Here is a 14,091-nt window from a genome sequence, read left to right on the forward strand (position 1 = left end):
TTTAAAACGTACTCTTGAACTGCTCTAAAAACCTAACGTCATTTTCGCTGAGCAGTCGAATATCAGGAATTTGATGTAGCAATAGCGCAATACGATCAATGCCCATGCCAAAGGCAAAACCCGAGTATTCGTTAGCGTCAATACCACAATTCTCGAGTACATTGGGGTCGACCATACCACATCCCATAATTTCAAGCCAACCTGTTCCCTTGGTCATTCGATAATCGGTTTCCGTTTCCAAACCCCAATAGACGTCTACTTCAGCACTAGGTTCTGTAAACGGAAAATAAGAGGGGCGCAACCGTATTTTCGATTTGCCAAAAAGTTCGGTAGTAAAAAATTGTAAGGTTTGCTTTAAGTCGGCGAACGATACATCTTTATCAATGTAGAGACCTTCAACTTGATGAAAAAAACAGTGTGATCGAGCCGATATGGCTTCGTTTCGATAGACCCTGCCAGGCGATATTGTTCTAATCGGCGGCTTATTGTTTTCCATATAGCGCACTTGTACCGATGAGGTATGGGTACGCAATAATATATCGGGGTCGGTCTGAACAAAGAATGTGTCCTGCATATCTCGTGCTGGATGATGCTCAGGGAGATTCAAAGCCGTAAAATTATGCCAATCATCTTCAATCTCAGGACCTTCGGAAACATTAAAGCCAATTCTCGAGAAAATATCGATAATTTGGTTTTTCACAATTGATATAGGATGTCTGGCGCCTAATTCGATTGGTGCTCCAGGTCGTGTTAAATCACCGTAAACACCTTTCTTCTCGGATTTTTTCTCTAAAGCCCCTTTGAGTGCACTAACCTTTTCGGTAGCGGTTTGCTTTAGCGCATTAATTGTTTGGCCAAATTCTTTTTTTTGTCCGTTGGGGACGTCCTTGAACGCCGCAAAAAAATCATTCAGCAGCCCTTTTTTTCCTAAATATTTTATTCGAAATGCTTCTATTGCTTCCTTATCGTCAGAAATGAACGCTTCGACTTCTTTTAGATGCTCTTTTATTTTATCTATCATTGTTTGGCTAAAGAGAGAAGGGCAAATTTAGGAAATATTCCTATTACGTGCCTATAATATAGCATTGCATTTATAGATTATACTTAACTAGTAGTTATAAAAAATGTCAACCACAAAGTTTGGTAACAGTAAAACCTTTCTAAGCAAACACGCTAATTGGATAAGAGATAAATGAAAAAAGTCCTGCCGCGTTTATTTTAATCGGGGATAAATCCGAATATACGGGACAGGACCAATTTGATTGCAAAATTGCAAATTCCCCTAAGGGGCTTGTTGCAATCTATAAGATTATGATTTAGCTTCCACTATATTTTCTTCTATTTTAAATTGCGCTTGCTTTAATTTTATATAGGAAGTAGCTTCCTTAAAAGTTTCGAAGATATTCTCTTTGGGAATAAGGTCGGGAATAATGTCGATACGTTCCATCATATACATGGGTTGATGTAAAACATCGACCAAAATCACTTCAATATCTTTTTTCCTCAGATCAACCAAGACTTCTTCCATGGCGTATAAACCACTTTGATCCATATACTGCATACGATCCATACGTATAATAACGGTAATGGCCGTATCTGGAATCTGATCGGCCAATTGCTGAAATTCACTGGTCGATCCAAAGAACAATGGCCCTTTGATATGCTTGATGAATACTTCGTTTTTCAGATTTTCTGGAAAATTAGCTTCATCGTCCCAGGCTTTTTCCTTGAGTAAGCTCTTTACATCGGAGCGTTCTGCCGTCAAATCACCCATTTTTTTCATAAACATCAAAGAGGCAATTATAAGGCCCACACCCACGGCATAAACTAAATTCCATACGGAAGATAACACAAGCACGACGAGCATAATAATCACTTCGGAGCTTAATTTGATAGGTCCTATTTTCATGTCTTTAGGTAAACTAGGTATGGCTTTGAGACCTTTGTAGTCCATGACACCGATTCCTACGGTTACCAAAATTCCAGCAAGTACGGCAGCCGGTATTTGTGAGGCAACAGGGCCTAAAGCAAGTAAAATAATTAAAAGGAGTATCCCTGCTACCATACCCGATAATTTGGTTTTTCCCCCTGCATTGATGTTGACCACGGTTCTTATGGTGGCCCCGGCTCCTGGGATACCTCCAAAAATAGCGGCGATACTGTTTCCGATACCTTGACCAACAAGCTCCTTGTTTGGCTTATGCTTCGTTTTTGTCATGTTATCGGCAACAACTGAAGTAAGTAAAGAATCGATTGCTCCCAAGAGCGCCAAGGTCAAGGCCGTAAAAAAATATGGAGTAATCGAACCCAATTCGAATTGGGTAAAAATACTAAAGTTGGGTATGGGTAAACCGCTTGGTATTTGTTCAATAGGTCTATAATTCAGTCCGAACCCATAAGCGACACCTGATACTACGACCAATGCCACTAATGCACTAGGTACTTTAGTGGTAATACGTTTAAAACCATAAATAATGAAAATGGTAGACAAGGCAAGGATGAGTTCTAGCCAATTGATATTTTGCAATGCTCTTGGTAATACCTTAAATGCACCGATGACTCCGGAGGCTTCGCTAGAGGCTAGGGTTTTCGCTTCCTTTAGCATGTCATCTTCCGTAATGCCTTTTGCCCGCTTAATAGTTTCTTCGAAATTTTCCAAGACCAAAATACCTTCTCCTGCCTCCTCTTTTAGAATGTTATCGAGAATGATTTCCTCGGCATGTGGCTTGAATTGTTCTACAAATTCAACGTCTTCTTTGGGGTAGTACCCTATTGCAGGTAATATCTGGGTAACAAGAATAATGACCCCAATAGCGGTCATAAAGCCTGACACTACGGGGTAGGGAATGTACTTTATATACTTTCCGATTCCAATGAGCCCCAATCCGATCTGCATTAGACCTGCCAATAGAAAAATAGTCAATATCGCCGGAAGCGCTTTTTCTATACTGCCATCATATATGGCAATAATGCCCGCAATAACGACCATACTTACTGCGGTCATTGGAGCTGTCGGACCAGAAATCTGCGTGTTCGTACCTCCGAACATAGCCGCAAAAAAGCTGATAAAAATAGCTCCATAAAGGCCCGCACTTGGACCCAGTCCAGAACTTACCCCGAAGGCCAAGGCCAAGGGCAGTGCAACGATACCTGCGGTGATTCCACCGAAAAGATCGCCTTTAAAATTAGAGAATAAGTTTTTCATAGTATTACGTTATATAATAGCATAGACCGACATGTCAAAGCCGCAGGCCTAATGGTGATTTATTTAATTTTCAGTACTGAAATGGAAAATGCTTGATTTTATGTTATATAAATAGCGCTACCAGTCTTAATCCAAATGATAGATTTCCATGATGTTATTGAGAATACCTTCAAAATCTATTTTAAGATCTACAAGTTTTCCCGAATGAACATCAAATACCCAGCCGTGGACCTTTAGATTACGGTCTCTGTAAGCTTTTTGAACCGCAGCGGTTTTTATAAGGTTGACACATTGTTCTTGAACATTTAGTTCTACCAAACGTTCGTACTTTTTTTCGTCATCGGTGATGACGTTCAGCTCGTCTTTGTGAATGCGATAAACATCCCGAATGTTTCTCAACCAAGGATTCAAAATGCCCAAGTCGGCTGATTGCATAGCGGCTTTGACGCCTCCACAGCCATAATGGCCACAGACCACTACATGGTTGACTTTTAAATGCTCAACGGCATAGTTGACAACAGACATGACGTTGAGATCTATGCTGATAACCATATTGGCTATGTTTCTGTGTACGAAAACCTCACCTGGCCCTAAGCCCATAAGGTCTTCGGCGGTTACTCTACTATCGGAGCATCCGATATATAAAAGTTCAGGACTTTGACCTTTTCCTAAGTCCTCGAAGAAATTGGAATCGGTCGAAAGCTTATTTTGGATCCACTTCTCGTTGTTTTTAAATACGTTATCTAGGTTCATTGTTTTTAGTTTAAATGTACTGATTTTAATCCGTGAGTAGTTATGAAAGTATTTTCATAGTCTCTCAGGATGATTTTATTGAAATTTATTAATGGAACTAGATAAGCGATTCGGGGGGAGGAAGAATTATTTCTAACGTATGGTCAAAGTTTGCCAAAAGGTAGAAGTCACTTGATGTAGAGTTTTTAAGCTGGGCTAAAAAAGAATAATTCGTGTTGTCGTAAACAATCTTTTTTTCGGCAATATTTTTTTTCCCTTGTTCCGGTTGCTCCTCTTCATTTAAGTTTACGGTAATGATGGTACTTCCATCACTATTCAATAAAGAAATGATAGGGGGTGCAAAAATGGCAAAAAGCCATATTGATAAAAGAGTAATAATTATTGTCGATCTAATCATTGAACGGCATTTGTTGCAAAAATACTATCGAAAGACTCATTATGCGTTAAAGAAATATTAAAAATCTTTCAACATTTTTAAATCTTCTGAAGAAATCCAGCCTGTTTTACCGTCAGCAATCTCAATTTTCTTCCAATCGTTGAGTACATCAACGACATTGACTTTTGCTCCTTCATGTAGGGTGAATATCGCCTGGCTTCTTTTATTGGGTTCAGATTTCACCATTGTTTCTTCCGAGAAGATTATTGCAGGATTGTCTTTTTTAAACTCTCGATAGCCCAAATATGCGAAAATAATGCCTACTAACATAAGGAGCAATGAAATTATGCTTATTACAAATGCCAAACGCTTTCGTGAAGAAAAACGAAAAAAATAAAATGCAATATAGGAGATGACAAATAGAAACATAAAAGCTATGGCCAAGTAGGCCCATTGGTCAAAAGACAAAGCCTTCACTGTACTCTTATATATTTTGGCGAATATAGTTTTGGGTAGCGGTTCTATGGCATCTAAGGTCATATTTTGAGCATAGGCCAAATTGTTTTTTATCTCGGGATCATTAGGTTTTAATAGTAGCGCCTTCTCATAATAATAGATGCTTGGTGCGATATGATTGAGCTTATAGTAACAGTTGCCCAAGTTGAAATAGAGCTCGGAAGAGTGCTGCCCGTTTTCTAAAATTTTCAGGTAGTTTTCTGCAGCCTGTTCATAGTTGCCTTCATTATAGGCTGTAGTGGCCCGATTAAAAAGAGCTTCACTTTGTGCCGAGGCCCAAAAGCATATAAGAAGTGAAAATATTGTAATTATTTTTTTCAATTCGCTTTTTTTCAAGTCATTGATTATATCCTTTCGTGTTCTCATTTTTTGGTTACAATTGCTTGTCCATTTGAGAAATCACCTCACTGGCTTTGTCGTAATCTTGCTGCATCTGTACTTCAGAAAATGGACTATATCGTGCCATTTCGCAATTTTGAAGTAATGCTATAAATCCGTCTTTGGTGGCAATATCGACTTTCTTCTCTGTCAGCAATGTTGCAATTTTGTCTTTGCTGAATTCTGAAGTTTCAATTTTCAGTTTTGCCTTCAGATAGTTATGTAGCGCTTTTTCAAGGGCAATATAAAATGCTTCTTTGTTGCCGAGCTCTTTTTTTGCCTTTGATAAATATTTTCGCGCGAGCTTGTTTGCCCTTTTTATTTTGTTGCCCACTACATCGCTGGCAATGGCCTCTCTTTTCTTGCCAGTGACAATTGTTAAGGGAATTAATACTAACGGTAATAAGAGCCATAAATAGAAGGAGGTAGAACCAAAGAAATGCGTTAACCCTATGTTCGTTAGATTCGAATTTAGTTTTATAAAATTGAATTGATCTCCAGTGGTTACGACAGTTTGTTTGTTTCCAGTGCTGGGAATGGCTCCAGTCTGGGCGGCGGATCCACTGCTAGGTCCTTGAACTACGTCTATCATAATCTCTTCGGAGCTCAAATTCTTGTATTTCTCCGTGGCTGGATCAAAATAGCTGAAAGAGATGCTCGGAATAGGGTATTTTCCTTTGAATGAAGGTACGATGGTGTAACTGTTACTTACTTTTCCCTGCATGCCCGAAAGGGTAGTGCGAACACCTTCTTCAAATTCTGGGTCATAAACCTCTAAAGAACTGGGGAGATTGGGTTCGGGCAGTTGAAAAAGTTTTAGGTTTCCTTTTCCGCTGACCTCGACTTTCGCCTGTAGTGACTCCGAGGCATTGAGTCTTGTTTTACTCGTAGTAACCGAAAAGTCGAAATCACCAACTGCTCCTCCGAAATTAAGAGGTTTTCCTTCAGAAGGGAGTGCTTTTACCGTAATTGTACGGTTGCCCGCCGAAACTGTTTTGTTTGTTTGGGAATAAATGCGTCCACCAAAGAAATCACGTTTATTGGTTGGTACATCTACGGTGACCTCTAGAGAAAGGGGTTCAATTTCAAGTTTCCCTGATTTTTGAGGATAAAGCACGACTCTTTTTAATATCACATAGCGGTAAGGCTTACCTTGATAGGTACCATTTTGGGCACTAAGTTTGGAAACTGGTATGTCTTGGCTCCAAAAATTATTGTATTTAGGATTGTCTAAAGGCCGGTAATTAGATACACTTATTGAGGGACTAACATATAGTTTGTATACGACACTTAAGGCTTCATTTAAAAAAGGGTCGGTCTTTGACACCTCTGCAACCAAATGCAGGCTCTCATCGGCCACATCGTCTACTGTTTTCTCTCCGCTCGGCTTGTCGACGGCCGCTGTAACCTCGACCTGTTTTGAAAGTGATTTATAAGTTTTGCCTTCAATAACAATAGAGGCCTGTTTAATTGAAAATTTTCCACGGGCTGTCGGCGCTAAAGTATAGGAGTACGTCTTTGAATAACTTCTTACCCCATTGAACCATGAGGAACTAATTCGTTGAGAGGGCCCCATAAGAACCCGAAAGCCCTCAAAATCAGGAGGATTGAATTCGTCTCCGTCTTTATTCATAACAAAATCGACGCGTAAACGTTCGTTGATGCCCAACTTTTCTTTGCTCAGTTCTACTTCAAAAGTTACCGCATCCTTATCCTGCGCATTCATCAAGATGAATGTGAAAAATAGGGAAAACATTGCGATATATTTTTTAAAGCCCATTACCAATCCTTCTCATTTTTAACTTTCACGCCTTTGACCTTTTGTGCATCAATTTTTTCTTGCACCTTTTTCTCCTCGTTCTGCATGGCATCTAACAGGTTTTGAATTTGTTGCTTGCTCAACTGGTTGGGTCTGGGTTGCTGTTGCTGATTCTGTTCTTCTTCAGATTTGTCGCCTTGGTCGGGCTGTTTCTTTTGTTCTTCCTTTTCATCCCCCTCACCTTCTTTATTATCTTCTTTTTCGTCTCCTTCATCACCTTTATCGCCCTCGTCGCCTTTATCTTGCTCGTCTTGATCTTTCTGATCTTCTTTATTGTCGCCCTCGTTCTTCTGGTCTTGGTCCTTTTTATCTTCTTGGTCTTGATTGTCTTTGTTGTCCTCGTTTTGTTCGTTTTGTTCTTGCTCTTTTTTAAGCATTTCTTTTGCCAGGGCAAGGTTATAACGGGTTTCCTCGTCCTTGGGGTCGTTCCTTAACGCTTCTTTATAGGCCTCTATTGCTTTTTCGTATTCTTTACGTTTCATAAAAACGTTGCCCATATTATGGTACGCTTTGTGCTTGTCCATTTTATCGGTAGCTGACTCGCCGGCCTGCTTAAAACGCCCAAAAGCTTCGCTATAAGTTTCTTTGTTGTAATAGGCGTTACCTAAATTATAGGGTGCTGCTGCGTTCTTCTCACTTTTTGAAATCGCCTTTCTATAGTCGATTTCCGCTTCGACGAATTTGTTTTCAGAAAGTGCGGCATTTGCCTCCCAAGTAAGGTTCTCGGAAGCCCGAAGGGCGTCACGATTTTCTTTTTCGGTTTCTTGGGCATTTGCCAAGCAGCCCAACAACATCAATATGAAAATCAATTTTTTCATGTTATAGAATTTCTTCGTTTTTTTCGTTGAACAAATTCAATTTTTTCAGCCATTTCGTTTTTCTGTCCAATATAAAAACATCTAAAAATAGAAACAACAGCCCTGCTCCCAAAAACCATTGAAATTGGTCTTTGTACTCTGCAAATTGTTTGGCCTCGAATTCAGTTTTGTCCATTTGGTTTAACAGTTCTTTAATCCTGTTCACGGCTTCTTCCGTATTTGTGCCGTCGATGTATTCGCCGTTTCCTTCTTCGGCAATATCTTCAAGAACTTTTTGGTTCAACTTGGATATTACGACTTCTCCCTGAGCGTCTTTTTTTAAACTTTCGACCACTCCGTTGCGTTTTATGGGAATTGGAGCTCCTTTGGATTTGCCGACTCCAATAGTGAAAATTTGTATACCCTCCTCTACGGCAGGCTCGACCGCGTCTAATGCCGAACCTTCGGAATGATCCTCACCATCTGAAACAATAAATAGCACTCTATTGGTCTGCTCTTCATCATCATAGTAGGTAGTTGCCAGTTCAACAGCTTCATTTATTGCGGTCCCTTGCGAGGTGAGCATATCGGTATTCATACTCTGCAAGAACATTTTTGCCGCGCCATAATCCGTTGTAATCGGAAGTTGCGGAAAAGCTTGCCCGGCGTAGGCGATAATACCTATGCGGTCACTGGCCAATTGGTTGATAATTTCAGAAATCAATCTTTTCGCTTTTTCGATGCGGTTGGGAGCGATATCTTCGGCCAACATACTTTTCGAGACATCTAAGGCAAATACGATGTCAACGCCTTCCCGTTTAACCGTTTCCAATTTTGTGCCAATTTTGGGGTTGACCAGACCTAAGGTCAGAAATGTTATTCCTAATAAGAAAAACAATAGTTTTAGCGTAGACTTGAAATTAGACTTGTTGGGGGTTAATCGCTTTAATAAAGCAGGGTCTGCGAATTTCTTTTGGGTTTTTTTCTTCCAAATCAGCAACAGCACGAATAGAACGATCATCACCGGGATAATCGCCAATAGATAAAAATATATTTTTTCGTCTAACTGTATCATTTTTTTGTCTTCTCTCTCAAGCCCAAACAGTTTTCAATATTTGATGGGCGTACGCTTTAATTTAAATAAAACTTCTAAACAATGAATTTCGCAATAGCCATTCAAATACTAACAAAGCCCCTGCCAAAAGCACCCATGGCCGAAATTTTTCTTCATATTTATAGTATTTGAACTCTTCTATTTCTGTTTTCTCAAGTTTGTTTATTTCGTCGTAAATAGCCTCTAATTTCTCGTTGTTGGTGGCCCTAAAATATTGTCCACCCGTAGCATTTGCAATATCCTTTAACAAAGTTTCGTCAATTTCGACTTGACGCATGCCATATCTAAAAGACCCGTCGGCATTGTAAGAAATGGGGGTTAAGGCGTTGCCATTCGTGCCAAGGCCTATCGTATAAGTTTTTATTCCAAATTCAACAGCGAGATCTGCGGCGGTCTGGGGTTCGATAAAACCCGAATTATTGACACCGTCTGTTAACAATATAATTATTTTGCTGACGGCCTTACTTTCTTTCAACCTGTTCACCGATGTGGCCAATCCCATTCCTATTGCGGTTCCATCGTTCAATTGCCCGTAGGTTATTTCTCGTAGTGCGTTGAGAACGATTGATTTATCACTCGTAATGGGAGTTTTGGTAAATGCTTCCCCTGCGTAGGCCACTAACCCTATTCTGTCATTCGGTCTTTTCTTTATAAAATCAGAAGCTACCTTTTTCAATGCCGATAATCGGTTCGGTTTTAAATCTCTGGCGAGCATACTTGAAGAGACATCAATGGTCATTACAATATCGATACCTTTGGTTGTCTTTGTTCTAGTAGAAATATCTTCGGTTTGGGGGCGTGCCATAGCTACGATAATTGCCGCCAATGCCAATAATCTAAATAGAAACAACATGGGTTTTAGCTTAGGAAGTAGTCCTCCTTTGGAAAACCCCTTGATACTTGAAATTTTAAGGGATGCACTTTGTTCATTTCGCTTGAAAAAATACCATAGCGCAGCTAATGGCAGCAATAACAGTAGCCAAAAGAACTCAGGGTTTGCAAATGATATATTTTCGAACATCTATGCCTCTGTTTTTACCTCTACGGTTTTTAATATACGATCTACAATTTCTTGGGCGTAGGTATCATCTTCTTGCCAAGTCAGTAACACTTGTTGTTGAAAGCCTTTGCCTCCAAAACTTAATATTACATATTTTCCGGTGACCAGTTTCGATGAGTCAGGCACCTTGAATTTTCCGCTTCCATAAGTTTTTATTCCCTTTACCCCGGTAATTGTCGAGAATTCCTCTTGTTTGGTAATAATATTTTTTGCTCCCTTTTTCTCAAAGTTTTTCAGTAGCTGTTCTATGGTTTTTTCATGATCAGGCTCAACGGGTTGGGCAAAGGTTGTTGATGTTGTGGCAATCGTAAGAAGGGTTGCATCATTTTGGTATATAAAAGTCTGCAACTCTTGAATATTTGCCTTTGCCTCTGGAGGAAGCTTGATATTCTGTCTAACCAGAACTTCAGGTGTTTCAAGATCTATAGGAGGGTACCCATAAGAACTCGAAACCCATTCCTTTTCCAAAAGTCGCTTCGAAGCATTTCCGGTAACCGTATCCCATACATACCCTGGACCATAATACGCGGCTAAAGATACGATGGCAATTAGTATCGCTCCCACAGCGATGCCCGCTGTCAACACCCATTTTTTTCTTTGTTGCTTTCGAGCCAATTCTTCTAGGTATTCTTCTTGTTCCATCAATTCTTCCTCGGTGGGCTCTGGAAGTGCATCGTGGGTCTTTATTACGATTTGTTCGATCGATTTCCTATCTTGTTCCGCCACTGTCGTGTCCGGTTTTGATTTGGCAAATTTTACCAAATCCGCGGTCTGCAAAATGCGTTTGAATTGATGAAGGGTGTCATGGTCAAGCTTCAGTTCCCCCGCATCCTTCAACATTTCCAATTTGGTGATTAGTTCATCTGTTGTACTTTCCAATGCCGATACATGGGCATCCTCTTCAAGGTAAGAACGTACAATGGCCGTAAGTTCGGTATAGTATTCTTTATATTCGTCTTGTATCAGGTATTTCGAATTTTCGAGCTTTTTCAGCTCCAAAAGCGCTCTGTCATAGGGTGGTAACAAAGCTTCTTTTTCCGCTTCGGTCAATGGTTTTTTCCGAAAAAAGAACCAATAAATAAGTCCGCCTAGCACAACCAACCCAATAAGAATGCCCAGTAGTATTTTCCAGAATTGTGTGTTACTTTTTTGCACCTCCATCAATGGCTTGATATCGTACATTTTTTGTGCGAGCGTGTCGACGGGGATATTAGCTACCTCAATTTCCAATGAGTCGGTGAAATAACCCTTACCATCAATTTCGATACGTTGGGCAGGTAATTTGTAAGAGCCTGAATCGAATTGGGTAAGCGCGTAAATTTTTTGAAGTGTATATCTGTCACTTTTTTTAGTTGTGTCGGTTGCAAAGGCCTCAACGGTTTCTAGGGGAGAGAAGGTTTGCCCTTCCGGAAAAATAACCTGCGCCGTAGAATCGGCCTCAACGGTCACCTTAAAATTTATTTGTTCCCCTATTTTAATGCTAGTCGTATCGACCTCAGAGCGTACGGATGGTATGTTTTGTGAAAAGCCTTGAAAAGCACAAATAAAAATCAGGCATGCGACCATACACCGCAAAACCTGCGATTTATAATAATTTTGTATTACCTTTTCGTTTTTCATTGAAATCAGCCTCTTCGCTTAAAATAACCCAACAATTTTTTTACATAACTTTCATCGACCCTGCAACTTAATACGCCGCAACCCGATTTGGTAAAACTATTCTTAAAATATTCGACGCGTTCTTCTTGGTAACTCGCATATGCCCTACGCACCCTTTTCGATTGGGTGTTGACCAATTGAACGGTGCCGGTCTCTGCATCTTCCATTTGTACCATGCCTAAATTGGGTATCTGCTCTTCACGTTCGTCGTAAACGCGTATTCCCGTAACATCGTGTTTGTTTCCGATTATCTTTAACGTGCGCTCATAATCTTCGGCAATAAAGTCGGATAGTACAAAAACGATAGCCTTCTTTTTCATTACGTTGGTCAGGTACTTTAAAGCCCCGGCAACATCTGTCTTATTACTTTTTGGTCTAAACTCAAGCAGTTCACGAATGATTCGAAGCACATGGCTCTTTCCTTTTTTGGGAGGAATAAAAAGCTCGATTTCATCGGAAAAAAGAATCAACCCGGCTTTGTCATTGTTCTGCAACGCTGAAAATGCAAGTGTGGCCGATATTTCAGTGATGATTTCTTTTTTAAATTGATTGGTAGTACCAAAATATTCTGAACCACTGACATCGACCATCAACATCATCGTAAGTTCCCGCTCTTCTTCAAAAACCTTTACATAAGGTTCATTATAGCGGGCGGTGACGTTCCAATCGATGCTCCGTACGTCGTCTCCGAACTGATATTGTCGCACTTCGCTGAATGTCATACCACGTCCTTTGAAGGTAGAGTGGTACTCTCCTCCAAAAATGTGATCGGAAAGACGTCGCGTCTTTATTTCGATCTTTCGAACTTTTTTAAGTAATTCTTTGGTATCCATTTCTCGGTAAACAGTTTTCGGCAAGCGAGCTCAAGTCGCTACCAATTAAAGAATTTCAATGGCGACTGCAACTGCTAACTGCCCACTCTTCTAAGGTACTTCGATCTCGTTAACGATCTTGTTGATGATTTCTTCTGAAGTGACGTTTTCCGCTTCGGCCTCGTAAGTTATTCCAATACGATGTCTAAGCACATCATGTACTACCGCCCTGACATCTTCCGGCACTACATAGCCGCGACGTTTAATGAAAGCAAAACATTTAGCCGCATTACCCAGATTTATACTACCTCTGGGAGAAGCCCCGAAGCTTATCAAGGGTTTCAAGCTTTCCAAATTATATTTTTCAGGATAACGTGTCGCGAAGACAAGATCCAATATATATTTTTCTATTTTTTCGTCCATATAGACCTCCCGAACAGCCTTTTGTGCACTCAAAATCTGATCTATAGAAACGACGGGCTTGACCTCTTCGTAGGTTGATAATAAATTTTGACGCATTATCAACTGTTCTTCGTTCATTTTTGGATAGTCAATCACCGTTTTCAACATAAAACGGTCAACTTGTGCCTCAGGAAGCGGATAGGTGCCTTCTTGTTCGACAGGGTTTTGGGTGGCCATCACCAAAAAAGGTTTGTCCAAAATAAAGGTTTCATCACCAATGGTTACCTGTTTTTCCTGCATGGCTTCCAATAAGGCGGATTGAACCTTTGCGGGAGCACGGTTGATTTCATCGGCTAAAACGAAATTGGCGAAAATCGGACCTTTCTTAATTGAAAAATCATTCAATTTCATGTTGTAGATCATGGTACCTACAACATCGGCCGGTAAAAGGTCTGGGGTAAATTGTATTCTACTAAAGCTTCCCTTTACGGCTTTAGATAGCGTATTTATCGCCAAGGTTTTAGCAAGACCGGGTACTCCTTCCAATAGAATATGGCCTTGGCCCAACAGACCGATAAGTAGCCTTTCGACCATATGTTTCTGACCAACTATGACCTTGTTCATTTCGAAGGTAAGCAAATCTATAAAAGCACTTTCGTTGGCGATTTTCTCGTTCACCGCACTAATATCCACAGTAGTATTTTCCTCCATATATTTTTATAAATTTTGGTGTTGATCGGTATAATGGTTAATAGGGGTGCAAATTGAAAATTTATTCATTGAGTAGCTGTTAACGATTGGTTAAAAAATGGCACAACCCCTTATTTTTATGAAGTTTTTAAGGGATTTCTTTTTAATTTCACACACCTATGGAAAACTTTAACTCTTTTTCTAAGATTATGGCATGATTCACGGCTTGAGACATCTGTAGAAAAGAATTGTCTAAAACTGAAATAATACCCTTGGGGCACCATTGATTGAAAGAGGCAATCGCCAAGTTTGTCATAACGATATTTAAGTTGAACATATCCAGAAAAGCCGTTTATGGATTTTTTAAAAAGGCTATTTATAGAAGGAGTTTTTTTAGTCAAAAATTATCTTGTATTGGAATTTGCGTTTAATGTGCCGATTTGGAGTTTTAAAAGTAGTCTTTTTTAACGGATTTAATCTTAGACCAGAATGTTCTGGGATTTCAAATTA

Annotated in this window: 12 protein-coding genes; all 12 read right to left on the reverse strand. The window is 39.9% G+C overall.

Annotated elements, in window-relative coordinates; translation table 11 throughout:
* Window position 1: 1 nt before the first annotated feature.
* The 12 genes from pheS to BLS33_RS06195 all read right to left on the reverse strand — a co-directional run bounded on the left by pheS (window position 2) and on the right by BLS33_RS06195 (window position 13,602).
* On the reverse strand, window positions 2-1,021 hold the full coding sequence (gene pheS / locus BLS33_RS06140; RefSeq protein ID WP_089886605.1) for a phenylalanine--tRNA ligase subunit alpha: 1,020 nt from the start codon (window positions 1,019-1,021) through the stop codon (window positions 2-4).
* Window positions 1,022-1,309: 288 nt separating this feature from the next.
* Window positions 1,310-3,205: a SulP family inorganic anion transporter gene (locus tag BLS33_RS06145; protein ID WP_089886606.1), complete on the reverse strand. Its 1,896-nt coding sequence runs from the start codon at window positions 3,203-3,205 to the stop codon at window positions 1,310-1,312.
* 126 nt (window positions 3,206-3,331) lie between these two features.
* Complete coding sequence (locus BLS33_RS06150; RefSeq protein ID WP_089886607.1) at window positions 3,332-3,958, reverse strand: carbonic anhydrase; 627 nt, start codon at window positions 3,956-3,958, stop codon at window positions 3,332-3,334.
* Window positions 3,959-4,055: 97 nt separating this feature from the next.
* Window positions 4,056-4,355 (reverse strand): hypothetical protein, encoded by a 300-nt coding sequence (locus tag BLS33_RS06155; protein WP_089886608.1) that lies wholly within the window; start codon window positions 4,353-4,355, stop codon window positions 4,056-4,058.
* Between the two features lie 57 nt (window positions 4,356-4,412).
* A complete protein-coding gene (locus BLS33_RS06160; protein WP_089886609.1) occupies window positions 4,413-5,216 on the reverse strand; it encodes an SH3 domain-containing protein in 804 nt (267 codons plus the stop codon).
* A 7-nt stretch (window positions 5,217-5,223) separates the two neighbouring features.
* Window positions 5,224-6,984, reverse strand: coding sequence for a BatD family protein (locus BLS33_RS06165; RefSeq protein ID WP_245731305.1), 1,761 nt, complete (start codon window positions 6,982-6,984; stop codon window positions 5,224-5,226).
* 23 nt (window positions 6,985-7,007) lie between these two features.
* A complete protein-coding gene (locus tag BLS33_RS06170; protein ID WP_089886611.1) occupies window positions 7,008-7,865 on the reverse strand; it encodes a tetratricopeptide repeat protein in 858 nt (285 codons plus the stop codon).
* Window position 7,866: 1 nt separating this feature from the next.
* Window positions 7,867-8,919 (reverse strand): VWA domain-containing protein, encoded by a 1,053-nt coding sequence (locus BLS33_RS06175; protein WP_089886612.1) that lies wholly within the window; start codon window positions 8,917-8,919, stop codon window positions 7,867-7,869.
* 61 nt (window positions 8,920-8,980) lie between these two features.
* Window positions 8,981-9,979 carry a vWA domain-containing protein gene (locus BLS33_RS06180; RefSeq protein ID WP_089886613.1) on the reverse strand — a complete coding sequence of 333 codons (999 nt, stop codon included), beginning with the start codon at window positions 9,977-9,979 and terminating at the stop codon, window positions 8,981-8,983.
* On the reverse strand, window positions 9,980-11,638 hold the full coding sequence (locus tag BLS33_RS06185; RefSeq protein ID WP_317039836.1) for a BatD family protein: 1,659 nt from the start codon (window positions 11,636-11,638) through the stop codon (window positions 9,980-9,982). It lies immediately after the preceding gene.
* 5 nt (window positions 11,639-11,643) lie between these two features.
* Complete coding sequence (locus BLS33_RS06190; RefSeq protein WP_089886614.1) at window positions 11,644-12,510, reverse strand: DUF58 domain-containing protein; 867 nt, start codon at window positions 12,508-12,510, stop codon at window positions 11,644-11,646.
* 90 nt (window positions 12,511-12,600) lie between these two features.
* The gene (locus BLS33_RS06195; protein ID WP_089886615.1) at window positions 12,601-13,602 is read right to left on the reverse strand and encodes an AAA family ATPase; all 1,002 of its coding nucleotides are present in this window, start codon (window positions 13,600-13,602) and stop codon (window positions 12,601-12,603) included.
* Window positions 13,603-14,091: the final 489 nt, after the last annotated feature.

This window comes from Kriegella aquimaris (assembly GCF_900103215.1).
In the GTDB taxonomy this organism is placed as follows: Bacteria; Bacteroidota; Bacteroidia; order Flavobacteriales; family Flavobacteriaceae; genus Kriegella; species Kriegella aquimaris.

Excerpts from the sequence above, each read along its gene's own strand:
- BLS33_RS06160 (WP_089886609.1), bottom strand. The coding sequence starts at position 5,216 with ATGAGAACACGAAAGGATATAATCAATGACTTGAAAAAAAGCGAATTG.
- BLS33_RS06190 (WP_089886614.1), bottom strand. The coding sequence starts at position 12,510 with ATGGATACCAAAGAATTACTTAAAAAAGTTCGAAAGATCGAAATAAAG.
- BLS33_RS06180 (WP_089886613.1), bottom strand. The coding sequence starts at position 9,979 with ATGTTCGAAAATATATCATTTGCAAACCCTGAGTTCTTTTGGCTACTG.
- BLS33_RS06175 (WP_089886612.1), bottom strand. The coding sequence starts at position 8,919 with ATGATACAGTTAGACGAAAAAATATATTTTTATCTATTGGCGATTATC.
- BLS33_RS06150 (WP_089886607.1), bottom strand. The coding sequence starts at position 3,958 with ATGAACCTAGATAACGTATTTAAAAACAACGAGAAGTGGATCCAAAAT.
- pheS (WP_089886605.1), bottom strand. The coding sequence starts at position 1,021 with ATGATAGATAAAATAAAAGAGCATCTAAAAGAAGTCGAAGCGTTCATT.
- BLS33_RS06170 (WP_089886611.1), bottom strand. The coding sequence starts at position 7,865 with ATGAAAAAATTGATTTTCATATTGATGTTGTTGGGCTGCTTGGCAAAT.
- BLS33_RS06185 (WP_317039836.1), bottom strand. The coding sequence starts at position 11,638 with ATGAAAAACGAAAAGGTAATACAAAATTATTATAAATCGCAGGTTTTG.
- BLS33_RS06145 (WP_089886606.1), bottom strand. The coding sequence starts at position 3,205 with ATGAAAAACTTATTCTCTAATTTTAAAGGCGATCTTTTCGGTGGAATC.
- BLS33_RS06195 (WP_089886615.1), bottom strand. The coding sequence starts at position 13,602 with ATGGAGGAAAATACTACTGTGGATATTAGTGCGGTGAACGAGAAAATC.
- BLS33_RS06165 (WP_245731305.1), bottom strand. The coding sequence starts at position 6,984 with ATGTTTTCCCTATTTTTCACATTCATCTTGATGAATGCGCAGGATAAG.
- BLS33_RS06155 (WP_089886608.1), bottom strand. The coding sequence starts at position 4,355 with ATGATTAGATCGACAATAATTATTACTCTTTTATCAATATGGCTTTTT.